The 23,470-nt window shown below is 61.0% G+C and carries 19 protein-coding genes; 7 read left to right on the forward strand and 12 right to left on the reverse strand.

The genetic code is table 11. The annotated features are described in order from the left end of the window. Positions 1-14: 14 nt before the first annotated feature. From BJ928_RS23130 to BJ928_RS23160, 7 genes are all read right to left on the reverse strand, one after another. Positions 15-1,805, reverse strand: coding sequence for a gamma-glutamyltransferase family protein (locus BJ928_RS23130; protein WP_047632413.1), 1,791 nt, complete (start codon positions 1,803-1,805; stop codon positions 15-17). Between the two features lie 23 nt (positions 1,806-1,828). Beyond that, a complete protein-coding gene (locus BJ928_RS23135; RefSeq protein WP_047632415.1) occupies positions 1,829-2,707 on the reverse strand; it encodes an ABC transporter permease in 879 nt (292 codons plus the stop codon). Next, on the reverse strand, positions 2,704-3,651 hold the full coding sequence (locus tag BJ928_RS23140; protein ID WP_047632417.1) for an ABC transporter permease: 948 nt from the start codon (positions 3,649-3,651) through the stop codon (positions 2,704-2,706). Before BJ928_RS23140 ends, BJ928_RS23135 begins: the two co-directional genes overlap by 4 nt. Before the next feature lie 70 nt (positions 3,652-3,721). Continuing rightward, positions 3,722-5,230 (reverse strand): ABC transporter substrate-binding protein, encoded by a 1,509-nt coding sequence (locus BJ928_RS23145; protein ID WP_047632419.1) that lies wholly within the window; start codon positions 5,228-5,230, stop codon positions 3,722-3,724. An 86-nt stretch (positions 5,231-5,316) separates the two neighbouring features. Beyond that, positions 5,317-6,054, reverse strand: a complete 738-nt coding sequence (locus BJ928_RS23150; protein ID WP_047632420.1) for a FadR/GntR family transcriptional regulator — start codon at positions 6,052-6,054, stop codon at positions 5,317-5,319. 179 nt (positions 6,055-6,233) lie between these two features. Further along, on the reverse strand, positions 6,234-7,676 hold the full coding sequence (locus BJ928_RS23155; RefSeq protein ID WP_047632422.1) for a M81 family metallopeptidase: 1,443 nt from the start codon (positions 7,674-7,676) through the stop codon (positions 6,234-6,236). A gap of 7 nt (positions 7,677-7,683) precedes the next feature. Further along, on the reverse strand, positions 7,684-8,817 hold the full coding sequence (locus BJ928_RS23160; RefSeq protein WP_047632427.1) for an ROK family transcriptional regulator: 1,134 nt from the start codon (positions 8,815-8,817) through the stop codon (positions 7,684-7,686). A gap of 312 nt (positions 8,818-9,129) precedes the next feature. On the opposite strand from BJ928_RS23160, the gene BJ928_RS23165 reads away from it, so the two are divergent. Next, entirely contained in the window at positions 9,130-10,629 is a 1,500-nt protein-coding gene (locus BJ928_RS23165; RefSeq protein WP_047632429.1) for an MDR family MFS transporter, read from the forward strand. Between the two features lie 26 nt (positions 10,630-10,655). Here the strand turns inward: BJ928_RS23165 and BJ928_RS23170 are convergent, their stop codons facing one another. Next, positions 10,656-11,429 carry a FadR/GntR family transcriptional regulator gene (locus BJ928_RS23170; protein ID WP_245432504.1) on the reverse strand — a complete coding sequence of 258 codons (774 nt, stop codon included), beginning with the start codon at positions 11,427-11,429 and terminating at the stop codon, positions 10,656-10,658. Positions 11,430-11,865: 436 nt separating this feature from the next. Between BJ928_RS23170 and BJ928_RS23175 the strand changes: the two genes are divergently transcribed. The 3 genes from BJ928_RS23175 to BJ928_RS23190 all read left to right on the forward strand — a co-directional run bounded on the left by BJ928_RS23175 (position 11,866) and on the right by BJ928_RS23190 (position 16,702). Next, positions 11,866-13,329 carry a DHA2 family efflux MFS transporter permease subunit gene (locus tag BJ928_RS23175; RefSeq protein ID WP_047632434.1) on the forward strand — a complete coding sequence of 488 codons (1,464 nt, stop codon included), beginning with the start codon at positions 11,866-11,868 and terminating at the stop codon, positions 13,327-13,329. Positions 13,330-13,744: 415 nt separating this feature from the next. Continuing rightward, on the forward strand, positions 13,745-14,791 hold the full coding sequence (locus tag BJ928_RS23185; RefSeq protein ID WP_047632438.1) for an NAD(P)-dependent alcohol dehydrogenase: 1,047 nt from the start codon (positions 13,745-13,747) through the stop codon (positions 14,789-14,791). A 168-nt stretch (positions 14,792-14,959) separates the two neighbouring features. Next, positions 14,960-16,702, forward strand: coding sequence for a cation:proton antiporter (locus tag BJ928_RS23190; protein WP_047632440.1), 1,743 nt, complete (start codon positions 14,960-14,962; stop codon positions 16,700-16,702). A gap of 15 nt (positions 16,703-16,717) precedes the next feature. On the opposite strand, the gene BJ928_RS23195 is transcribed toward BJ928_RS23190, so the two are convergent. From BJ928_RS23195 to BJ928_RS23205, 3 genes are all read right to left on the reverse strand, one after another. Then, positions 16,718-17,629, reverse strand: a complete 912-nt coding sequence (locus BJ928_RS23195; protein ID WP_047632443.1) for an acetamidase/formamidase family protein — start codon at positions 17,627-17,629, stop codon at positions 16,718-16,720. A gap of 96 nt (positions 17,630-17,725) precedes the next feature. Next, positions 17,726-18,787, reverse strand: coding sequence for an alginate lyase family protein (locus tag BJ928_RS23200; RefSeq protein WP_047632445.1), 1,062 nt, complete (start codon positions 18,785-18,787; stop codon positions 17,726-17,728). Positions 18,788-19,016: 229 nt separating this feature from the next. Beyond that, positions 19,017-19,967 (reverse strand): GlxA family transcriptional regulator, encoded by a 951-nt coding sequence (locus BJ928_RS23205; protein WP_047632447.1) that lies wholly within the window; start codon positions 19,965-19,967, stop codon positions 19,017-19,019. Between the two features lie 88 nt (positions 19,968-20,055). On the opposite strand from BJ928_RS23205, the gene BJ928_RS23210 reads away from it, so the two are divergent. The 3 genes from BJ928_RS23210 to BJ928_RS23220 all read left to right on the forward strand — a co-directional run bounded on the left by BJ928_RS23210 (position 20,056) and on the right by BJ928_RS23220 (position 23,158). Then, positions 20,056-20,745, forward strand: a complete 690-nt coding sequence (locus tag BJ928_RS23210) for a DJ-1/PfpI family protein (protein ID WP_047632449.1) — start codon at positions 20,056-20,058, stop codon at positions 20,743-20,745. 184 nt (positions 20,746-20,929) lie between these two features. After that, positions 20,930-21,976, forward strand: a complete 1,047-nt coding sequence (locus tag BJ928_RS23215; RefSeq protein WP_082011891.1) for an alpha/beta hydrolase — start codon at positions 20,930-20,932, stop codon at positions 21,974-21,976. 348 nt (positions 21,977-22,324) lie between these two features. Next, complete coding sequence (locus BJ928_RS23220; protein WP_245432506.1) at positions 22,325-23,158, forward strand: alpha/beta hydrolase; 834 nt, start codon at positions 22,325-22,327, stop codon at positions 23,156-23,158. A gap of 77 nt (positions 23,159-23,235) precedes the next feature. Here the strand turns inward: BJ928_RS23220 and BJ928_RS38880 are convergent, their stop codons facing one another. Then, positions 23,236-23,409, reverse strand: coding sequence for a hypothetical protein (locus tag BJ928_RS38880; protein WP_183079448.1), 174 nt, complete (start codon positions 23,407-23,409; stop codon positions 23,236-23,238). Positions 23,410-23,470 lie beyond the last annotated feature (61 nt).

The following is a 23,470-nucleotide window of genomic DNA, read 5'->3' on the forward strand; positions in this document are numbered from 1 at the left end:
TGATTGCGGAGCTTCTATCGGCCGACGGCGTAGGCTTGCATCAGGCGCGGTGTCGCGGCAGCATGCAGGAGGCCGTCGGCATCGCGCCTTGCTGCGGTCAGCCGTCCTACCGTCCATTCCGGCGCGACGGTCAATCGGTGGCCCTTCTTGCGAAGTGCTTCAAGCACGTCAGCACCGAAATTCGCCTCTGCCGTCAGACCGCCCGGCTCGCGCGTGCGGGGGTAGAAGGAGCTTGGGAAATGCGTGCTGTGGAACAGAGGCTTGTCGATCGCTTCCTGCAGGTTGAGCCGGTGATGGACATAGCGCAGGAAGAAGGAGAGCTGCCATTGCTCCTGCTGATCGCCGCCGGGCGTGCCGAAGGCAAGCGTCGGGCGTCCCTCATGCAGCGCCATCGTCGGGGTCAGCGTCGTGCGTGGCCGCTTGCCTGGGGCAAGTGAACAGGGCAAGCCCGGCTGTAGCCAGAACATCTGAGCGCGGGAATTCAGGCAGAAACCGAGGCCGGGAATAATCGGTGAAGATTGCAGCCAGCCGCCTGATGGTGTCACCGACACCATGTTGCCCTCGCGATCGATGACGTCGACATGCACGGTATCGCCGCGCTTCTCGGTCAGATGCGACATTGTCGGCTCGTAGACTGCGCCGCCCTTGGCTCCCGGCGCATCGAGCATCTGCATGGTGAGATCGTACTGGTCTTCGAAGCCGCTGAGTCTGCCCGGGCGCAAGACGAGTGACGCTTCGGGCGAGATCAGCTTGCGACGCTCGTCGGCGTAGGCATCCGACAGCAGGGTTTCGATCGGAACCCGCGTGAAATTCGGATCGCTGTAATAGAGCTCGCGATCGGCAAAGGCGAGTTTCATGGCTTCGGTCACGGTATGGACGAAGTCTACCCCTGCCGGGTCCATGCCGGCAATGTCGAATCCCTTGAGCAGCGATAGCGCCTGCAGGAAGACCGGACCCTGACCCCAGGGGCCGATCTTGGCGACCGTCCAGCCGTTGTGATAGTCATAGGTCAGCGGCGCCTCGATCGTCGCCTGCCAGTTGGCCATGTCGTCGGCCGTCAGCACGCCCTTGTGGCGCGCGCCGCTCGCATCCATCACCTCGGTCTTGCGGACAAAGGCGTCGATCGCTTCGGCGACGAAGCCGCGATAAAAAGCATCACGCGCCGCTTCGATCTGCGCTTCCCGATCGCTCTTGCTTTCGGCTTCGGCAACGACCCGCTTCCAGGTTTCGGCAAGAACCGGGTTCTTGAAGTTGGACCAGGGTTCGGGAGCCGCGCCGCCCGGAAGCCAGGTCTCGTAGGAGGTCGGCCATTCCTTGCGGTAGAAATCGGCAAGTCCCGCAATGGTCGCGGAAACGCGGGGCAGGACGGGATGTCCCTTTTCGGCATAGTGGATCGCCGGTTCGAGCACGTCGCGGACCGTCAGCCGACCATAGTCACGCAGCATCAGCATCCAGCCGTCGAAGGCGCCGGGAATGACGGTTGCAAGCAGGCCATCGCCGGGAATCAGCTTCAATCCCTCGCGCGTATAATGCTCGATCGTCGCGCCGGCCGGTGCCGGTGCCTGGGCACAGATGACCTCGACCTTGTCTTTCTTCTTCGAATAGAGGATGGCGGGCATATCGCCGCCCGGCCCGCAAAGATGCGGCTCGACGATCTGCAGTACGAAACCGGTCGCAACGGCGGCGTCGAAGGCATTGCCGCCCTTTTCGAGAATGCTCATGCCGACGGCGGACGCGATCCAGTGCGTCGATGTGACAACGCCGAAGGTGCCGAGGATTTCCGGGCGGGTGGTGAATGCGGTCATTGGGGGGCATCCTTTCAGTTTGTTCATGCTTCGCGCGGGTCGAGCGCATCGCGCAGGCCGTCGCCGAGGAGATTGAAGCCGATCACGACGAGAAAAATGGCGGCGCCCGGCCACATGGCCATCCAGGGCGCCTGTTCGAGATAATTCTTGGCGACATTGAGCATCGAGCCCCAGCTGGGGGCGGGCGGCTGCTGGCCGAGGCCGAGGAAGGAGAGGCTCGCTTCCGCGATGATCGCGGTCGCGATGGTGAGAGTTGCCTGTACGAGGATAGGGGCAAGCACATTCGGCAGGATGTAGCGGGTGATGATGCTTGAATGACGCAGGCCGATCGACCGGGCACCCTCGACATAATCCTCCGTCTTGACCGCTAGCACCTGGCCGCGCGTCAACCGCACGAAGACCGGCGTTGCCGACAAGCCGATGGCGATCATCGCATTGGTGAGGCTCGGGCCGAGGAAGGCGGCAAGCGCAATGGCGGTGATGAGGAAAGGCATCGCCAGAAAGGCTTCGGTGATGCGGGAGATGATCTGGTCGATCCAGCCGCCATAGTAGCCGGAGATCAGGCCGAAGGGTACGCCGATCGCGACGGCAATGGCGACTGAGAAGATGCCGGCCATCAAAGATGCCTGCGCCCCCCAGATCATGCGGGAGAGGATGTCCCGGCCGAGATCGTCGGTGCCGAGCCAATGGGCGGCCGACGGCGCCTTGCGGATTGCCGACCAACTGGTGGCGACCGGATCGGGGATCGGCAGCAGCGGGGCGAGCAGCGCGAGCGCTGCGAAGAACAGGATGATGGCAAGCCCGACCAGCGCCCCCTTGTTGGCCTTAAGCTTGCGCCAAGCGCGATTGGGCGCGCGTTTTGCTGAAGCGTTTGCGGCAGTCGCCTGAACGATCGTGCTCATAGGGCTGCCCTCATGCGGGGATTGAGGAGAACGTACAGAATATCGGCAATGAGGTTCATGGCGATGAAGCCGACGGCGGTGCAGAGCACCACGCCCTGGACGACCGCGTAATCCCGGTTGAAGACCGCATCGACGATCAGTTTGCCGAAGCCGGGGATGGTGAAAATCTGCTCGGTCAGCACGGCCCCGGCCAGCAGTTCGCCGAAAAGCAGGGCGCTGACGGTGACGACGGGCAGGATGGCGTTGCGGAAGCTATGCTGCAGGACGACCGCGGTCTCCGGCAGGCCCTTGGCGCGGGCGGTGCGGATATAATCGCTGCTGAGCACGCTAAGCATTGAAGAACGCGTGTGGCGCATGAGCGTTGCCGCCAGCGCGTTCCCAAGCACGAAGGAGGGCATCAGCATCGTCTGGATCGACCGCCACGGATCTTCGAAGAATGGCTGATAGCCGGAAGCGGGAAGCCAGTGCAGTTTTACCGAGACCAGCAGGATCAGCATGATTCCGAGCCAGAAGTTCGGCACCGACAGCCCGCATAGGGCGACGATATTGGCGAAAAAGTCGATGAAGGTGTTCTTCTTCACCGCTGCGAGTATGCCCATGGGAATGCCGATGGCGAAGGCGAAGATCATCGACATGACCGCAAGCTGGATGGTCACAGGCAGCTTTTCGGCAACGAGCGTCAGGACCGGCTGATTGGTGCGCAGCGAGACGCCGAGATCGCCCCTGGCGACGCCCTGCAGCCAATAGCCGTATTGGTAGACGACCGGATCGTTCAGACGGTATTTCTCGCGAAGCAGTTCAAGGACCTGCGGGGCGCGTTCCTCGCCGGCCATGGCAAGCACCGGATCGCCCGGCAGGAGCTTCTGCAGCGAGAAGACGAAGATCGAAATGATCAGCAGCGTCGGTATCGCGACGAGCAGCCTCTTTCCGATATAGCTATACATGGGCAGATCCTTGCCGCGATGTCGGAGGAAAAAGGGCCATGCGGGAGGGAACCCGCATGGCGTTGGTCGCTCAACCGCTCTTCTTCACGCCGACGAGACGGATCATGCCGTCAGGGGAGGGCATGAAGCCGGATACCTTCTTGTTATAGGCCCAGATCCATGCCTGATGTCCGAGGAAGATGATCGGCAGATCGTCATTGAGGATGGCTTCGGCCGCATCGTACTTCTGCTTGCGCACGATATTGTCCTGCGACTGGCGTGCATCGAGCAGCAGCTTGTCGACCTCGGGATTGCTGTATTTGGAGTCGTTGAGGCCGGCGCCCGTCGTCACGAACTGCTGGATGTTGCCGTCGGGATCGGAGCGGCCGGACCAGTCGGAGCGGCTGAGCTGATAGTTGCCGCTCGACTGCGCGTCGAGCAAGGTCGCGAATTCGGTCGTCTTCAGCGTCACGTCGAAGCCGGCTTCGGCGACCATCGACTGGATGATCTGCATCATCTGCATGGCAACGGGGTTGTTGGCGACGGCAAGCTCGACCGGGATGCGGTCGAAACCGGCTTCCTTCACCAGCGCCTTGGCCTTGTCGACGTCGCGGGCAGGCACGGGCACATCCTTGTCGAACCAGGGGCTGTTGGGCGCGAAGGGCTGATTGCCGGCAAGCCCCGTACCGTCATAGACGATCTGCATGGCGGCTTCGCGATCGATCGCCAGCGAGAAGGCCTGGCGCAGGCGCTTGTCCTTGCCCATCGGATTGTCGGCGCGCGGGCCGTTGCCGACATTAGTATAGACGCCAAGCCAGCCCGTGCCGATCGCATCGGCATAGACGAGATTGGGGTCGCCCTTGACTGTCGCGACATCGGAGGCGGCTACGCGCTCGATCATGTCGAGATCGCCGGAGCGCAGGTTTGCCAGGCGAACCGTCGTATCGGGGATCGGCAGGTAGGTCACCTTGTCGATGAAGATATTGTCCTTGTTCCAGTAATCCTGGAATTTTTCGAGCACGATACGGTCCTGCTGCACGCGCTCGACGAATTTGAACGGGCCGGAGCAGACGGGATGATCACCGAATTTGGCGCCGGTGGCCTTGGCGGCCGTCGGCGACACCATCATGCCGGAACGATCAGAGAGTTGGGCAAGCAGCGTGACATCAGGTGCCTTGAGAGTGAATGTGACTTCGTACTCGCCTGTCGCGTCAACCTTGGCGACGGAGGAAAGCTCACTCTTGCGGCGCGACTCCGGTAGGGTCTGATAGCGCTGGATATTGTCGACGACGGCTTGTGCGTTGAACGGTGTCTCGTCCTGGAATTTTACGCCCTGGCGCAACTCCATGATCAGCTGCTTGCCATCATCAGACCATTTCCAGGATGTGGCAAGCTGCGGCACGAACTTCAGGTCAGGCGTCACGTCGACGAGTTTGTCGCAGAGCGCGGTATAGACGATGCGGCCGACGAAGGTGCGGGATTGGGCGGGGTCGAGCGCGTCGGCGTCGTCCTGCAGGCCGATCTTCAGTTCGACGGCGAAGGCAGGCAGCGCGATCAAGGCGCCGGCGGCAAGCGATGCCATGAATTTGGCGATCTTCATTTCGTTCTCCTGTTTATAGTTTTCGTTCTTGGCAGTCTCGACCGGTTTCCTCTCCGGTCGTGGTCTGGTGAGGGCGGGATTTTTGGTCAGCCTGCCTCTTCAGTCAGTGGTTCCTCAGCCTGTCGCGCATCCAGCGAAGTGATGCGGACCAGGCTTTCCTGAAGCATCAAAAGATGTTCGCGCATGGCTTCTGCTGCCTTCAGCGGATTGCGCGCCGCAATCGCGTCGATGATCGCCATATGCTGCGCATAGGAGACCGGGCGCGTCTTGTTGATGCTGCGGGCCAATTCGCGAATGGTTTGCCAGGCTTCGTCCTGGCGGACATGGTTGATCACATCGAAAATGGTCAGGAAGAACTGATTGCCGGCGCTTTGCGCGATCAGCCGGTGCAATGCGCCATCCCAAAGCTCGCGGCTGTCGGCATCGTCGCTGGCGGTAATCTTCTTTGCCAGCTCATACATGCGGTCGATGTCGTCGGGCTTGGCGCGCATGGCGGCGAGCTGGGCCAATTGCGGCTCGATGCGCAGCCGGACTTCCATGACCTCCATGAGGTCCGTGCCGGCAACAAGCGTGCTGACATGCTGGCTCCAGTCGTCCGGGCGCTGCCCGACATAAGTTCCAGAACCTTGTCGCCGCCAGACGCGGCCTTCTGCTTCCAGCACCTCCAAGGCACGCCGGATCGCACGCCGGCTCACGCCGAGCGTCTCCGACAGAGCCCGTTCGGTGGGAAGCTTTCCATCGGCTGGAAGATCTGCCGAGTTCAAAAGTCCCCTTAGCCTTTCCAGGGCACGGACCGAATTTTCCGGAAGGCTGCTGGTTGCCATAATGGAGGGTGAACCAATTTGAGATTGGTTCAATAGAAATTCAACTCGATCCCGCCGTCAAGCTCTTTTTTGTGCAATTTCGGCGCTGCACAATGTTTGTGCGCAATGCAAAAGGCGGCCCGTGAAAACGGGCCGCCTTGAGAAATCCCAAATCGACTTTCCGCCGCTTGACCGGACGTTCAGCGACCGACGGTTCGAGCCGAAAGAGCTGTTGTTGGCGTGAAGTCGAAATCCTTGTCGAAGGGATAGGTCGGCTTCGTCTTGCGCAACCGCGGCAGCCGCTCGACGAACTGGTCGACGACGCCAGGCGACAACGCCATCAGGTTCGGATTGGCGATGGGCGCCAGTTCCGGCGAGAGATAGCCCGATTTGACGACGATGATTTTCGCCTTGTGCGGATCGAGGCCGAGACGGGTAAAGTCGGCTATGTTGTGATAGGGACGGCGCTTCGCCGACAGGACGAGATCGATGCCGCCGATGGAGACGACGGCCTGCATGTCGCTGGGGTCTGTCGTCTCGAGCAGATATTTGACGGTGAAGCTGCCCTTCACCGGCTTGCTTCCCTTGGTGTCGAGCGATGCGCCAACGGAGAGATCAAGGATGGCGCCGAGGCCGGCGGCATAGCAGGCTTCCGTCGCGGTCTTGTCCGCAATGCCGGCAAAGATGACGCCGTCTGCGCCCTTGGCAATCAGTTCCGCCAGCACATCGGCGCGGTCGCCAACGCCACCCCCCGTCGGATTGTCGCCGGACTCAGCCAGAACCACGGGCGCGGTCGTGCTGGCGATTGCCTTGGTGACGCATTCCTCGATCGAGCCGATCTCGCAGCCGAAGACGAAATCCTTGCGCGCATCCCAATAGGCCTGTGCCAGACGTTTGGCTTCCCCCTCCAGTACGGCGCGATCCGTGCCGGTCATGATGGCGGCGGCCGTGGCACGCGGTTCGTCAGCCCAGACATAGCCGACCATGAGCGACGCATCCCAGACGCCGTCGATGGCATCGATGCCGGGCAGCATATCGTAGAGGCTCTTGGCCGGTTCGTCGACGGTGCTGGTGCGCTCGCCCGGCAGAACCACCGGGATCGGCGCCCAGAGCAGGATCGGCTTCACGCCGGTCTTCAGGCTTTCCGTCAGCATCTTGACGGCGCGGCGCATGGTCTCCTCGACATCGATATGCGGCGCGGTGCGATAGGTGGAGTACATGTCGAGCGCGTCGATGATGCGCTGGGTGACATTGCCATGCAGATCGTAGCTCGCCGAGAGCATGCAGTCCTCGCCAACGACGGCGCGGGCGGCGCTGATCCAGTCGCCTTCGGCATCTTCCATGCCTTCGACATACATGGCGCCATGCATGGCGAGATAAAGCCCGTCGAGCGGCAGCAACGCTTTCAGACCCTCCAGGAACTCCGCCTTGAAGGCCTCGTAGGTATGGCGGGCGACAGGGCCGCCGGCAATCGCTCTTGCATGGATGGTCGGCAGGAACTCGCCCTCGTAATCCTTCAGGAAGGCGAAGTAAGGGGCGGCGGTCAGCTCCGCTCCGCGCAGAACGCGAAAGTCCTTCTCTTCGTTCAGGACGGGATTATAGGTGCTGCATTCGATGTGAATGCCTCCGACGGCGATGCGCATGGGAACCTCAATAGGGGTTAGGGCCAATCAGGAAATTATGAGCGGCTATGCTGGCGGCGCCGCGCGCCCAGACATCGCCATCGACGCGTTGCGTGCGGATCGGCGTCTGGCCAGCATAGCGCGGCAATACGTTTGCTTCCACCGCCTGCCGCATGACGGTGCCGAACAGGCCATCGAACCGTCCTTCGACATGGGTAATCAGGATCATGCCAGGGTCGTTGAACTGGATGAGATGCGCGATTGCCAGCCCGAGCGCGCTGCCGGCACGGTGCAGGATGCGGATCGCGCTGGCATTGCCGAGCGACGCCTCCGTCTCCAGCTCGTCGAGAGATTGACAGGTCAGCCCTTCCGCTTTCGCGGCCTCCTTGATTGCTTTCAGGGAGGCCACGGTGTCGAGGCAGCCGCGCTTGCCACAGCGACAGGGCGAGCCATTGGGCTCGATAGTGCAATGGGCGATCTCGCCGGCGCCGCCATGGTTGCCGCGATAGAGCTTACCGCCGATGAAATGGGCGCAGCCGATACCGTCGTCGAAGGAGACGACGCTGAAATTCTGTATGTCGCGAGCGTCGCCGAAGAGTTTTTCGCTGACGGCGACCGCCTTGGCGTCGTTTTCGATGAAGGTGGTCATGCCGGTCTTCTGTCTGACGATGCCGGCAAGCGGCACGTCCTGCCATCCAAGCAAAGTCGATTTAACGCAGCTCGCCTGCTTCTCGTCGACGAAACCGGAGAGCGCGATGCCGAGGCCGGAGAGCTTCTGGCTGGCACCTTTGCGCGCGGCAAGCAATTTGGGCAGCGTATGGGCGATCATTTCGGCGATGGCATCCGGATCGCGCGACAACGGCATGGTCTGGCGTGCGACGATATTGCCGTTGAGGTCGCTGAGCACCAGAGGCGCCGGGTCCTCCAGCAGCGAGATGCCGGCGAAGAAGGCGCCTTCCGGATGCAGATCCAGCAAGATCGACGGACGGCCCTGGCCGTAGATCGTCTCCGTCTCCCGCAGGACCCCGAGGGAAATCAGATCGCGCGCAATCCCGCTCATCGCCGCCTTGCTCAGCCCCATGGATGCCGCCAGAACCGTGCGGCTGGAGGGGCCCGATTGGCTGATGACCCGCAGAAGCTGATGCTGGGAGGATGTAAGCAATTCGACGTTCCGCCTAGATTTTGCTTGTTTCGTCGACAATAAGTTCAGAAATTTAACAAAGCAACCGTAATTAGTTCCAGGGAACCGAAAAGGTGTCGCCTTGCGGGCCGTCCTGCCCGCCGGCGCTCGCGTTTAAATGGTTGACATCGACTGGCATCAATATGCAAAGCTTATCATAACGATTCAGCCGGCAATCGCCCTCCAATCGTCTCGTCCCTAGACTTTGATCCCACCAGCTAAGCGCTCGACCATGGCCGTTACCGCGGCATGTGCATTTTTCGATCTCGGGTGCCGCAGTCAGAAAGGAATGCCATGTCCAGCACGGTCGATCGCTCGAGACGCCCGTTGGTCATCGTCTCGATCATGCTTGCGACCTTCATGGTCGCCATCGAAGCAACCATCGTTGCAATCGCCATGCCGCGCATCGTCGGTCAGCTCGGCGGCTTCACCTATTATAGCTGGGTCTTTTCCGCCTTTCTGCTGGCGCAGTCCACCACAACGGTCATCTATGGCAAGCTCTCCGATATTTTCGGCCGCAAGCCCATGCTGATCGGTGGCATCATCATCTTTCTCGTGGGCTCGACACTGGCCGGCTTTGCCTGGTCGATGGCCTCGCTCATCGTTTTCAGGCTGCTGCAGGGCCTGGGCGCGGGCGCCATCCAGCCAGTGACGATGACCGTCGTCGGCGATCTCTACAAACTGGAGGAACGGGCGAAGGTGCAGGGCGCGCTTGCCAGCGTCTGGGCGATCTCCGCCGTCATCGGCCCGCTTGCCGGCGGCATCATCGTCGACAATCTCTCCTGGGCCTGGATTTTCTGGATCAATCTGCCGCTTGGCGTGCTCGCCATTGCTGGCTTCATGATCTTTTTGCACGAATCCATCACGCCGCGCGAGGCAAAGATCGACTATTTCGGCACGATCCTGTTTTCGATATCGATCGTGTCGCTGCTGGTCATCCTAACGGAGACCGATGCAGGCTTCGCTGTCCTCTGTCCCCTGGCGATCGTCTTTATCGTCACCGGTATTCTGTTCCTGCGGCAGGAGCGGCGGGCGCCGGAGCCGATCATTTCGATCGCGCTCTGGAGCCGTCGGCTGATCGCGACCAGCAACGCCGCAACCCTGCTGGCCGGCATGGCTCTGATCGGCCTGACAACGGTCCTGCCGATCTATGTGCAGGGCGTGCTTGGCCGCTCGCCGCTTGAGGCCGGTTTCACGCTGACGATGCTGATCGTCGGCTGGCCGCTCGCCGTCATGCTTGCGAGCCGCTTCTTCCGCACCTTCGGCATCCGCAGAACCTTGCGCGCCGGCAGCCTGATGTTTCCCTTCGGCTCGCTCTTCCTGCTGTTCCTAACACCAGAAAGCAGCCCGGTGATCGCCGGCATCGGTTCGTTCCTGATGGGTTTCGGTATGGGCCTCATCAGCTTGACCAGCGTTGTCCTGGTACAGGAAAGCGTCGAATGGTCGATGCGCGGCAGCGCCACTGCGTCGATCATCTTCTCGCGCAGCCTGGGCAATACTCTTGGCGCAACCGCTCTCGGCGCGATCATGAACGTCGGCATCGCCCATTACGGTAGCGGCGAGCTCGCAGCCAGGCTTCACGATATCCTCAACCAGCCAACCGGCCTTTCCGACCTGGGTGGCGATCCGGCGATCCGGAACGTCTTCGATGCGGCATTGCACTGGAGCTTCTGGGGTGTGGTCGTCGTCGCCCTGACGACCTGCGCGACCATCTGGCTCATCCCGGTGACGCGGGACGCCGGCCGCGGATCGTCGGTGGTCAAGGCGGATGCCCAGGATGCAATGACCCACTAGCCACGGAAGGGCGGAGGCGCGATGCGTCAGAAGCCGTAGTCGCGGCCGAGCCAGGCGTCCAGCAGATTTCTTGACGCCTTGAGTGCCGCATCCGCGTCCTGGGCGACGATAGCGTCGAGAATCGCCTTGTGAAAGGGCAGGGAGCGTTTCTGTCCCTCGGCTATGTCTTCATGGCCGGATAGCGTGCGATTGGCGTAGATGCCCACCGCGATCAGGTCGATCAGCTGCGAATAGATCATGTTGTGCGTGGCGGCGAAGATTGCCGTATGGAAGTGCAGATCGGCATCGGCGTTGCTGTTGATGTCGCCGATGGTGGACGCCATCTGCTCATAGGCGGCGCTGATTGCCGCAATGTCGCTCTCCGTGCGGCGCAGCGCTGCGCGCGCCGTTGCCTCCGGTTCGAGCGCCAGCCGCAAATCCTTGATCGAACGCATGATTTCGACTGACGGGCCGGTCTCGTAATACCAGACCATGACGTCCGTATCGAGGTGATGCCAGTTGGAGCGTTCCTTGACGCGCGTGCCGACGCGGGTCTTGATCTCGACCAGGCCCTTGCCGGCAAGGCATTTCATCGCCTCGCGGATTACGGTGCGGCTGATGCCGAACTGCTCGACGAGATCAGGTTCGTTCGGCAGTGTCGTTCCCACCGGATGGTCTCCGCGGACGATGCGGCGGCCGAGTTCGTGGACGAAATGACCGAAGACGCCGCGTCGCGGGATCGTGCCATATTTGCGGACGAAGGCATCGAATGGCGACTGGATTACGATCAGTTTCGACTCCGGGGTAGCCCGGGAGGTCATTGCGTCCTGGCCATGTGTCATTATGCGGGACTCTCGTTCCTATTGATGCGCCGTTGCGAGAACAATCGTCGGCTTAGGTGGGGTTGGGGGAGGTTTCACGCTGGCGTCTCGGCTTGTCTGAGGCCGTTCCATATGTTGCGATGTCGTTGGTGCCTTCCCTTTTTTCTGCATGTCCCGGAAAAGCCTAGCATATCTTGCCCATGCATGCCTACTGGCGCCGGATCGGGCCTATTCGCGCACCCATATGAACGCGCGGCGACGTCGTCACTATCCGGATATTGTTGCCGGACCGTACGCGGCGATCAAATTGCACACCGTCGGCAACGCGAAACGTGATCGCTCAAATCGACCAGTGAGGCGATTTCGAGCTATCGTAAACGTTACCGAACCGGTTAAATGCAGCCGGGATGCGAGGTGGATTCGGAGTAGCTGATCTATGAACGACATGTCCGCGCGTGGACAGAGGAGGGAAGTGCAGGATGCGGGCTCTCGCTCGCTGTTGATTGCATTGCTCGTTGCCGGCGCCTTCTTCATGGAAAATCTGGACGGCACGGTCATTGCGACCGCACTGCCGCAAATGGCCGTCTCTTTCGGTGCCCGCCCGGTCGATCTCAATATCGGCATGAGTGCCTATCTCCTCACGCTCGGCGTCTTCATTCCGATCAGTGGCTGGATCAGCGATCGCTTCGGCGCGCGCCTGGTATTCACGACGGCAGTCGTCATCTTCACGATAGCCTCCGTTCTCTGCGGCTTTGCCAACGGCGTCGGCTCCTTCGTCGCGATGCGTATCCTTCAGGGCATCGGTGGGGCGATGATGGTGCCGGTGGGCCGGCTCGTCGTCTTGAATAATACGCCGAAGGACAAGCTGATCTCGGCCATTGCGACGATCACCTGGCCGGCGCTGGTGGCGCCGATCCTTGGGCCGCCACTTGGAGGCTTCATCACCGACCATGCGAGCTGGCGCTGGATCTTCTTCCTCAATCTGCCGCTCGGTATCTTGGCTTTCGTTTTCGCGCTGATGCTCATTCCCGAAACGAAGAGTGCGGCGCGCCCGCCTTTCGATTGGATAGGCTTCGTCCTCAGCGGCATCGGCCTTGCCAGCCTGATGTATGGGCTGGAACTCATCGGGCGTCCCGACCCGGTCTGGCTGGAAGCCTTGACCTATGTGATCGTCGGCTTCGTCCTACTTGCGATCGCCGTCTTCCATTTTCTCCGTACGGAACATCCGCTCATAGATCTCTCCGGGCTGAAACTGCCGACATTCGCCGTCACCATCTCGGGCGGATCGCTGTTTCGCACGGCCATCGGTGCCGTGCCCTTCCTGCTGCCGCTGATGTTCCAGGTCGGTTTCGGGCTCAGCGCCTTTCATGCCGGCATGCTGACGCTCGCCGTCTTCGCCGGCAATCTGGCGATGAAGCCGGCAACGACGCCTATTCTGCGTCGCTTCGGTTTCAAGCCGGTGCTGATCGTCAACGGCTTGTTGAACGCCATCTTCATCGCGGCCTGTGCGCTGTTTTCCCCTACCACGCCCCTTTGGTTCATCGTGCCGGTGCTGTTTATCGGCGGCATGTGCCGCTCGATGCATTTTACGGCGCTGAACACGATTGCTTTTGCCGATATCCCGCCTCAGCAGATGACGGGTGCCAACACGCTGTTTAGCACGATCTTTCAGTTGACGATGGGCATGGGCATCGCCGTCGGCGCCATCGGCATCCGCATCGGCCAGGCGATCAGTGCGCCGTTGGGCGTCGGCGGTATCGTCGCCATCGAGTTCCGCCTCGCCTTTGTGCTCCTTGGCATCATCGCGCTCCTCGCTGTGCTGGATTGCTTGCCGCTTGACCGGAAGGCTGGCGACAATGTTTCGCGCAAGCCGAAGCAGGGCGCGAGGAAGGCGGCATAGCGATGTTTCTTTCCGGAGCGTTCAGTGCGGGTATTGGATAAGATTGTAGTGCAGCAAGATTGCAGGTATCGCCATCAGTATGATCAGGAGCATTGCGACGCTTGCGGTGCGCACTCTCTTCATCCGGCGGACACGCTGACCGGTCCAATCATATACAGCCATAATGGTCCCCTCCTTCTCCTCTATTATTAGAAAGGCAAGAAATGGATCGTCAGTCAATATCGGCAATAGCCCACTAAATAATTAGATTTATCTAATATTCCCAGGTTCTGGATTGTTTTGGGACGTCTGCCGAGCGATCTGGCCGCTTCTGTGCAAGGATCGTTTTGTAGCGCCCGTCACGGCGATATAACGAATAGGAAGCCCGTTCCTGCGGCAGCGGGACCCTTGGGTGCTTTGAAAAGAGGAAAAGGCAATGAGCAAGATGCGTGCCCTGGTTTTGGAGCGTCAGCATGAACTGGCGATCCGTGATATCGATCTGCCGCAGGAGGTCGGACCGGGCGAGGTGAAGATCAAGATCCACACGGTCGGCGTTTGCGGGTCGGACGTGCATTATTATACCCACGGCAAGATCGGTCCCTTCATCGTCAACGAGCCGATGGTGCTCGGACATGAGGCAGCGGGAACCGTCGTCGAGGTCGGCAGCGGAGTGACGCATCTCAAGGTGGGCGATCGCGTCTGCATGGAGCCTGGCATCCCCGATGCCAATTCCAAGGCCAGCCGTCTCGGAATGTACAATGTCGATCCAGCCGTGACTTTCTGGGCAACGCCGCCGATCCATGGCGTGCTGACGCCCTTCGTCGTGCATCCGGCCAACTATACTTTCAAGCTGCCTGACAATGTCAGCTTTGCTGAAGGCGCTATGGTCGAGCCGTTTGCCGTCGGCATGCAGGCCGCGACCAAGGCGCGCATCACGCCCGGCGACACCGCCGTTGTGCTCGGTGCCGGCCCTATCGGCATCATGGTGGCGGTTGCCGCGCTTGCCGGCGGCTGCGCGCGCGCCATCGTTGCCGATCTCGCCCAGCCGAAGCTCGATATTGCCGCGCAGTATCAGGGCGTCATCCCGGTCAATATCCGCGAGAAGAACTTCGTCGAGGAAGTCGATCGGCTGACCGACGGTTGGGGTGCCGATGTCGTGTTCGAATGCTCGGGCTCGCCCAAGGCTTGGGAAACCGTCATGGCGCTGCCGCGTCCCGGCGGCGTCATCGTCGCCGTTGGCCTGCCGGTCAATCCGGTCGGTTTCGACGTTTCGACGGCATCGACGAAGGAAATCCGCATCGAGACGGTCTTCCGCTATGCGCATCAGTACGAGCGTTCCATCGCGCTGATCGCATCCGGCCGTGTCGACCTGAAGCCGCTGATCTCTGAAACTTTCGCCTTCGAGGACTCCATCAAGGCTTTCGATCGTGCTGTCGAGGCCCGGCCGACCGACGTGAAATTGCAGATCGTTCTCGATCAATAAGCTCCGGTCTCCGCATCGCCTTGGCTGAGGTCCGGTATCGGGCCTTGCAACGGCAGGGCGATGTTTTCCTGCTGTTGCACATCACGTGTAGACGGCCCGGTAAAAGCGATGCTAGTAGCCTTGAACAAAGGGAAAAGGCTCTGACGCCGTGAAACGGGAAGGACTGCCGTGCCGCACGACGTTGCATTGATCGCATTGATTGCCGCGGGCTTCGTGTTCGCGGCCATTTTCGGTTATCTCGCCGACAGGCTGCACCTGCCGCCATTGGTCGGTTATCTGGTGGCCGGCGTCATCATCGGGTCGTCCACGCCGGGCTTCGTCGCCGATGTCTCGCTGGCGTCGCAATTGGCCGAGATCGGCGTGATATTGCTCATGTTCGGCGTCGGTTTGCACTTCTCGGCCGCTGACCTGCTGGCCGTGCGCGGCGTTGCCATTCCCGGCGCGATTGGCCAGATCGCGATCGCAACCCTGTTGGGTGTCGGCCTGACGTCGCTATGGGGCTGGAGCGTCGGCGCCGGGGTGGTCTTTGGCCTCAGCCTTGCCGTTGCCAGTACCGTCGTGCTTCTCAAGGCGCTGGAAGAGCGCAATCTCGTGAGCTCGATCAATGGGCGCGTCGCCGTCGGCTGGTTGATCGTCGAGGATCTGGCCATGGTGCTCGCGCTGGTGCTTCTGCCGGCCTTCGCCGGCGTTTTGGGCGGCCATGCGGATGCGGGCGGGCATGCTGCTTCCGGTTCGATCTGGCTGACGATCGGCATGACGCTCGTCAAGGTCGCAGCCTTCGCGGCGGTCGCTATTTTCGTCGGTCCGCGCGTGGTGCCCTGGCTTCTCACTTCGGTTGCGCGTACAGGCTCGCGCGAGCTGTTCACGCTGTCGGTGCTGGCGATCGCGCTCGGCATCGCCTTTGGCGCTGCGGAAATATTCGGCGTCTCCTTCGCGCTTGGAGCGTTCTTTGCCGGCCTCGTGATGAGTGAGTCCCATCTCAGCCACAGGGCAGCAGCCGATTCCCTGCCGTTGCAGAATGCCTTTTCGGTTCTGTTCTTCGTGTCTGTCGGCATGCTCTTCGATCCGACAGTTCTCATTCGCGAACCGCTGATGATCATCGGCGTCCTGGCGCTCATCATGCTCGGCAAGTCCTTGATCGCCTTTGGCGTCGTGCTGCTGCTGCGCTATCCCGCCAGCATGGGCTTTGCCGTTTCAGCCGGTCTTGCGCAGATCGGCGAATTCTCTTTCATTCTCGCCGGGCTCGGCGTTTCGCTCGGGCTCCTGACGCGCGAAGGGCAGGATCTTATCCTTGCCGGCGCGATCCTCTCTATTACGCTCAATCCACTCGCTTTTTACGCCACGGAGAAGCTGGAAAAGTGGACGTTTGCCCGCTGGCCGTCGCTCGCAACCAAATATGGCATGGCCAAGCAGGAGATTTTGCGTCGCGAGTTGACCGTCATCAACAAGCAGCGCGAGGAGCGCGATCGCCAGCATCATCTCGAAATCGAGCAACTTATCGAAACCTTCCCGATGTTTGCCGAGCTTGATGACAGCGCGCATGAGGAACTGCTGCTGCTCTTCCGTCCGAGATCCGCGTCGCCGGGCGACCGGGTGATCCGAACCGGCGATCGCGGCGACAGCATGTTCTTCATCGCATCCGGCGCCGTGGAAGTGCAGCTGGAGGACGACGAGATCCCGCTTGGTGCCGGTGCCTTCTTCGGCGAAATGGCGCTGTTGACGGGCGCGCGGCGCACGGCAGACGTCGTCGCCGTCGATTTCTGTCAGCTCTTCGTGCTGGATCGTCGCGATTTCAATCTCTTCATGTCGCGGCATCCGCAATTGCGTGCCGCCGTCAGCCGCATGGCGCGCGAGCGGCAGGAAAGCAACGTGTCGCGCCAGCGGCGCGACCTCTCGCAGGATGCGGGCTGATCGTGATCTGACGCCTTATCGGCGCGTCAGCCAGGACTTCGAGACCCGGCAGGCCATCGTATAGGCGGGATCGAAGACATTGCCGACATCGTAGCGGACGACCTGACCGAGAAGATGGCTGGCGGCGGTCTTGTCCAGACCGTAATCGGAGCCGAGCCAGCGCAGCATTTCGCTGGTGGCGTGCTGCAGGGCCTGGTCGAGCGGCCGGGCATTGCCGATGGTGAAGATATCCTCAGCCGTCTCGCCGCGCGGCCAGACGATGGTCTTCTTCTTTTCGACGCTCAGCCGCACCGTGACCTCGAAAGTGGTCTCGATCCCGGTGCCGACGATCTCGCCATCGCCCTGCACCGCATGGCAATCGCCGAGGAAGAAGAGGGCGCCGGGCGCCGATACCGGAAACCAGATGGTCGTGCCGGGGCCGAGCAGGCGATAGTCCATGTTGCCGCCGAATTCGCCGCTGGTGGCGGTCGATATCGCCTGACCGAGCGATGGCGCAACCCCGAAGCAACCGATCATCGGTGCGAGCGGCAGGGTAAGGGATTCGAGACCGGCCACCGGTTCGGCGAGCCGTGTGGTCAGAGCATTGCGGTCGATCTGCCAGATCACCTTCTCGCTCGCGGGGAGCGTGCGGACATCATGCGGGTCGACGACGTTGCTCGCCACGACGCTGCGGGTGAAGCCCGTATCACGCGTCGGCACCATTGCAAGGATCTCGACCTTGAGGGAATCGCCTGGTTCCGCGCCTTCGACGAAGATCGGGCCGTTCATCGGATTGGGGCCGGAGATACGGCGGATATCGTGCTTGTCGTGCCCGGCCGCATCGAGTGTTTCGGTGACAATCGTATCGCCGTCGGCGACATGCAAGGCCGGCGGCATCGAGCCGATGACATTGTAATAGGTGTCCGGAACGAAACGATGGGTCGTCATTGTCTTCTCAAGCCTCCCGCGCATGTTGAGTCGCCTGACCTTAAGCTGCTCTGATGCCAACGGAAAGACGCGAACCGGTGACCGGGAAGCCTTCGTTCAGTTTGGCGGCAGGCCGCCGAGATAGACAACGCTGCGCGATGTCAGCTTGCCAAGCAGGGCGGCGAGTGCCGGGTCGGGAAAACGTCGTTCGAACGGAGCTGCCCATGCGATGTCGTCGGCGTGGAGGTTCATCGCTTCCTGCTTCTTGCCTGCCTTTTCCGCGAAGAAAGACGGGTCGTCGATGCCGGCCACCACCCGATGAACGAGACGAGACAGGGCTTTGCCGTCGTCGGCATAGAGATCTACGCCGTTGACCGAGGCCATTTCCGCCAGCGTGACCAAGGGAGCCGCGGCAAAGATGTGGTAGTGAAGCGCCCGGGAGCGTCGGGCCATTTCGAGCGGGAGGGTTCCGTCCGGCTCGATCTGGCGCGCACCGATCTTGAAGCTTTCCACGCCCCAGTCGAACAGATCTTTCCGGTTCGCGGCGATTCCGGCGGCCATGGCTGTAAACCCGGCCCAATAACGATGATTGTTGCGGCCGTCGGTCTTGTCGCTTCGCGGTTCGTAATAAGCGATGTTGCGCGAGGCTATGTCGGCCAGCCAGCCGGTAATGCTCGTTCGTTGCTCGGACGATATGGCCGTGTCTGAGCGGATCTTGAGCCAGGCGACGGCGAAGGAGCCGAGCATCCAGCCTTGCACATAGACCGCCTGGTTCGTCGCCGCGCCGTCAGAAAGGGCCTTGCCGGCGGCGAAACTGTCGAGAAAGCTTGCCGCGCAAGCCGCTGCCGCCTCGTCGCCGTTCTCTCGATAGCGGTCGGCCATATCGACGACGGCTCGCTGGACCGACCGCAGATTGCGGGTCGCGTCGTCGTAGGCTTTCTTGCGCGCGGGATCGATGATCGAGTGGGCGGCATCGGTATAATAATCCGCCATCTTGAGGGTTACGGGCAATTGCGGTGCTGTGGGGCAGGTGAATGCCGTCTGCGTCTTGCGGGCTGTAATCGGCGCATCCCATGGGCTGCGCAAGGGGGCGGCCGCATGTCCCTGCGTTGCCGTTACAAGGGCAAGAAGCGTTGCGGCAATCAGGGGCTTTTTGAAGAGGCTTCGGGAGCGAGACATTCGACACCTGGTTGAAGGGTTGTTCGTTGCAATGCACAGAGCACTATTGTCCGATTAGTGGCGATTTTGCGTTGCACACGGCCTTGTTCATCGAACTGATCGCCAATGTCGCCCGCATTGGAAAACCGGAGCAAATCCCAGCAAAAGTGCGAAGCCGCTTTCACATCCGGATTTGCCTAGAGCCAGGACGACGGAATGGTTCCGCGCCTCCGTTCCAAAGGGAGTTGCGCTAGGCAAAATGGTCGCGGAATGCTTGCGGTGTCGTTCCGAATTTCCGCATGAAGTTCCGCCGCATGGTCTCTTCCGAGGCAAAGCCGCAGCGCGTGCGGGCCTGATGCACCGTCATGCCGTCTTCGAGAAGGCGGCGTGCCGCTTCTATCCGGATCTCTTCCACCGCGCGTGCCGGCGTGTGCCCGGTCGCCTGGCGATAATGGCGCGAGAAGCTGCGCGCGCTCATATTCGCCTGTTCGGCGAGTGCCGGCAGGGAAAGGTCGGCGCGCAAATTGTCCATGATCCAGCCATGCAGACGGTCGAAGCGTTCGCCGCCTTCCTGCAGGCGGAGGGCGGAGCTGAATTGGGCCTGGCCGCCCGGTCGCTTCAGGAAGACAACGAGCTCGCGCGCGACGGATAGCGCCAGCTTGCGTCCAAGGTCGGCCTCAACCAGGGCAAGCGAGAGATCGATGCCAGCGGTCACTCCAGCGGAACTCCAGATCTGTCCATCCTCAACGAAGATCGGGTCAGGCTCCAGCGCGACACGCGGAAAGCGACGGGAAAATTCCTCGCAACGATTCCAATGGGTTGTCGCCCGTCGCCCGTCCAGAAGTCCGGCTTGCGCGAGAAGGAAGGCGCCGCTGCAGACCGAGGCGGTGCGCCGGGCATGTGCCGATCGGTGGCGTATCCATTCGACCAGGGCAACGTCCTCACAAGCCTTGTTGACGCCCCAGCCGCCAGCGACGATCAGCGTGTCGAGAGGGCCGCCGATATCGCCGAGTGGCTCAGTCATTAGCGCAAGGCCGGAACTTGTTCTGGTCTGGGTGCCAGTCGCGATTGCCACGGCCTCGTAGGGCCTCGGCAATCCATTCTGGATTGCGGCCTCGTTGGCGCTCGTGAAAACCTGCAGCGGGCCGGTGACGTCGAGCAGCTGGGCATTGTCGAAAGCGAGTATTTCTATCCGGCGCATGATTGGCAAGAAATAACGGTAGTTTGGCAAATACGCCAGACCGTTGTTGCATAAGCTGCCGGAAGTCAATCATCGGAGATAATTTGCCATGACCATCCGCTTCGGCCTGCTTGCCTTTCCTGGCGTTCAGCAACTCGATTTGACCGCGCCCTACGAGGTATTCGCCTCCATGGAGGAGGCAGAAGTCCATCTCGTCTGGAAAGATACGGTTCCTGTCATCTCAGCGACGAAGCTGGTTCTGCAGCCGACGACAACCTTTGCCGGATGTCCGCAACTGGACGTAATTTGCGTGCCTGGCGGCGTTGGCGTCAACGCGCTGCTTGAGGACGAGGAGGTTCTGTCTTTCGTTCGCATGCAAGCCGGACAGGCTCGTTTCGTCACATCGGTTTGTACCGGTGCCCTCGTTTTGGGTGCTGCAGGTCTCCTCGATGGCAAGAAGGCGACCACCCATTGGAATGCTCGCGATTTCCTGGCAGATTTCGGTGCGGTCCAGACTCCTGAACGGGTTGTTCGCGATGGCAATCTTTTCACCGCAGGCGGAGTAACCGCCGGTATCGACTTCGGCTTGACGATCGTTGCGGCCCTGCGGGGTGAGAAGGAGGCGGAGGCTGTTCAACTCTCGCTGGAATACGCGCCGATGCCGCCGTTCAACTCTGGAACGCCCGAGGACGCAAGTGCCGATGTGCTTGCCGCAACGAGGCAGCGGCTTGCCGGCTCACGGGCTGCTCGACAGGCCATCATCGCTCGCTTGCCGCTTGCGCGAAACAGCGCGGGCTGAAGTCGCGTCTTGCAAGGTGGTTCCATTCACGCGCGTTCAGTGAAGGGGCGGCGGCACGATGGACTTCTCGTCCATGTTGCTTTTCGTCGATGGCTACCGTTTTCGTCCCGCTTGACTCGCACTTCGTTTCTGCGACCGTAACCTCACGACATCGTGTTCGGCGTCAGGGGGTAAAGGTCATCTGATGAGTACGTTCCCATCGTCTCGCTTCATGTCCCGCTTTGTCATGGCAGTGGTGGTCATGTTCGCCGCAGCCTTTTCGCCGATGAAGAACGTCATTGGCGCAGAGGCAACCGATCCGGCGTTACAGACAAAGGCTTCGAGCGATCAGATCGCGAAGTTGATCGAGACATTGCGCGCCAGTGGCGCTGTCACGGGGACGGACCTGTTGCAGCGGCGAGCGGGTTTTGACAAGCTGATGGCATCGGCGCCGGGGCCGACGCGCGTGCAGATACGGCATGTCAGCGCCAATGGCGTTGATGGCGATCTGATCTGGCCGGCACGACTGCATCACTCGATCGGCCGGCGCGCCATTCTTTACTTGCATGGCGGTGGTTTCTATAGCGGTTCGCTTCGAACACACAGCAACATAGCCGGCGCGCTCGCCAAGGCGACATCGACCGACGTCTTGTTGATCGACTATCGCCTCGCGCCCGAAAATCGCTTTCCCGCGCAAAGGGATGATGCCATTGCCGCCTATCGCTGGCTTCTGACATCGGGATACAAGGCCGGTAACGTCGTCATCGTCGGCGAGTCGGTCGGGGCAACTCTGGCCATCGAGGTCGTCCTGAATCAGCTTCGCCTTGGCGGGGCGCTTCCGGCAGCAGTGGTCGCCATGAGCCCGATCACTGATTTTTCCGGAACCGCCGCGTCGCTGACCACAAACGCCGTCAGTGATCTTTTCATGAACAACGAGGAATTGACCCTAATTCGCGATGCGTTCGCGCATGGACGCGACCCGACCAATCGCGAAATCTCGCCACTTTACGGCAATTTCTCCGGCTTTCCTCCGTTGCTGATTCAGGTTGGTGCGCGCGAGGCGCTGCTGGATGACAGCACCCGTCTGGCCGATAAAGTGCGCCAGGCGGGCGGCAATGTCAGCCTGGAAATCTGGCCGGGAATGATCCATCAATGGCAGATCTTTCCTTTCTGGCTCGACGATGCGCGGAAATCGATCGAGCAGGTCGCGCAATTTGCAGCAGCGCATTTCGCCGATAAGCCGGGACAATAGTCTTCCACGCGGTTGAGCGGCGGATTTCGAAAATCGAGATTGGTTACCGCGGGCGGTTTGAACGCGCTCGATGCGGTGCGGTTGTCGACTAATTAATTAGCGCGATAAATAATCGTTGGATAATTTTTTAGTGGACATGCGGAAGCGAGTGTATTAGGTGTTTTCCTATCGCGATAATAAATCGTGCGATAAATTTAAGTGGAGATTGAAATGAGCCAGTCGATCCATCAAGCTACACGCCGGGGCGTCATGACCGCCGGACTCGGCCTTGCGGCCGCCGTCGTCACCCCCCTCGCTCAACCTGCACAAGCCTCTACAAAGCAATCATCTTCGAAAGGTAAGGACACAATGAGCAGCAGCACGATCACCACCAAGGACGGAACGCAGATCTACTACAAGGATTGGGGAACGGGTCAGCCGATCGTTTTCCATCATGGCTGGCCGCTGAGCTCCGATGATTGGGATGCCCAGATGATATTCTTCCTCAATCAGGGCTATCGCGTCATCGCCCATGACCGCCGGGGCCATGGTCGCTCCAGCCAGACGGCGACCGGCAACGAGATGGATACCTATGCCGCCGATGTCTACGCACTGACCGAGCATCTCGGCCTGAAGGGTGCCATTCACGTCGGTCATTCCACAGGCGGCGGCGAAGTCGCCCGTTATGTTGCGCAATATGGCGGCCATGGCCGCGTTTCGAAGGCCGTGCTCATCGGGGCCGTGCCGCCGGTCATGGTCAAGTCGGAAAAGAATCCCGGCGGCCTGCCGCTCGAAGTGTTTGACGGTTTTCGCGCGGCACTGGCCGCCAATCGCGCTCAATTCTACCGCGACATTCCGTCGGGCCCGTTCTACGGCTTCAATCGCCCTGGTGCCACCGTTTCGGAAGGCATCATCGGCAATTGGTGGCGTCAGGGCATGATCGGCGGCGCCAAGCCTCAGTATGATTGCATCAAGGCCTTCTCCGAAACGGACTTCACCGAAGACTTGAAGAAGATCGAAGTGCCGACCCTCGTCATGCATGGCGATGACGATCAGATTGTGCCGATCGCGGACTCTGCCGAGCTCTCCATCAAGCTCCTGAAGAACGGCACGCTGAAGGTCTACAAGGGCTACCCGCACGGCATGGCCACAACGCATGCGGACGTGATCAACGCCGACCTGCTGGCCTTCTTCAAGTCCTAGTTCCATCTGAAAACAGGGCGCCCGCCAAAAGGCGGGCGCTTCACAGCCTGCCGGGTGCGGTCACCGCCTCTGTCGCTTCAGCTATCGAGTTTCAACGAGAGCTGAACGGCGCGCGGCAAGGGCGGTAGCGGCCGGCTGATTTCGACACGGCGCGTCCAGCTGGCGCGCCGTTCCTGTTCGCGCTCCCGAAGGGCCTTCGAGACAGCGACAAACGTCATTGCACGTTCGATGACTTGTTCTGCCTTGGTCATGGATATCTCCATTTGTTCACTTTATGTTCTCATATGAAATCCGAAAAGTCAAGCAAGCCAG

The organism is Rhizobium sp. WW_1, from assembly GCF_003610155.1.
Taxonomy (GTDB): domain Bacteria; phylum Pseudomonadota; class Alphaproteobacteria; order Rhizobiales; family Rhizobiaceae; genus Rhizobium; species Rhizobium tropici_A.